General features: G+C 43.8%; 1 protein-coding gene. It reads left to right on the top strand.

Annotated elements, in window-relative coordinates:
- Positions 1 to 290 (top strand): transposase (locus tag DO88_RS0118520; protein ID WP_033041299.1); only part of this gene is annotated, 290 nt, incomplete at both ends.

Below are 290 nucleotides of genomic sequence, written 5' to 3'. Positions count from 1 at the left end.
ATGTTGGCAATAACACGATTTGATGACGAAATTAAAACACTTTATAAGCAACATACAGATCGCGCTATTTTTGATAGTTTACCTGGGGCGGGGCCACAATTAGCACCTCGATTATTAGCCGCTATGGGGTCAAATCGTGACCGCTATAAGTGCGCCGCTGACATACAAAAATACGCAGGCATTGCTCCAGTAACCGAACGCAGTGGCAAAAAGGAATGGATACACTGGCGATACTCATGCACTAAATTTTTAAGGCAAACATTTGTGGAATGGGCTGGATTATCTGTGCG

The organism is Pseudoalteromonas sp. S3431, assembly GCF_000690035.1.
GTDB lineage: Bacteria > Pseudomonadota > Gammaproteobacteria > Enterobacterales > Alteromonadaceae > Pseudoalteromonas > Pseudoalteromonas fuliginea.
The sequence above is the reverse complement of the archived record's forward strand: the minus strand, read 5'-3'. Positions and strand labels throughout refer to the sequence as shown.